1 protein-coding gene is annotated in these 398 nt (G+C 56.8%); it reads right to left on the reverse strand.

Going from position 1 to position 398, the window contains the following annotated elements; genetic code table 11:
• Positions 1 to 398 (reverse strand): Ig-like domain-containing protein (locus SB786_RS35705; RefSeq protein WP_410731502.1); only part of this gene is annotated, 398 nt, incomplete at both ends.

Below are 398 nucleotides of genomic sequence, written 5' to 3' on the forward strand. Positions count from 1 at the left end.
CCTGTTGCGTCATCTACGGTGTAGCTGATTGGCGTTGGGTCCGCGGTGAAGCCTGCGACTGGGGTAAAGGTGATGGCACCTGTAGTCGGATTGACCGTCCATGTGCCTTCGCCTGGTACGTCCACCGATTTGCCATCAGCGGCAATAGTGCTGCCAGCTGGCGCTTGGGTGATGATGACGGTTGCTGGGTCTAAGTTGGCGTCAGCTTGGCTGTCGTTAGCAAACACATCGACCACAACTGGACTGCCTGAGGTACCCGTTTGCAGGTCATTCACTGCTTGCGGATAGTCAATGGTGACGGTCGCTTCGTTTGAGGTTAAGCCTGTTGCGTCATCTACGGTGTAGCTGATTGGCGTTGGGTCCGCGGTGAAGCCTGCGACTGGGGTAAAGGTGATGGC

Source organism: Burkholderia sp. SIMBA_062 (assembly GCF_046534765.1).
Lineage (GTDB): Bacteria > Pseudomonadota > Gammaproteobacteria > Burkholderiales > Burkholderiaceae > Burkholderia > Burkholderia ambifaria.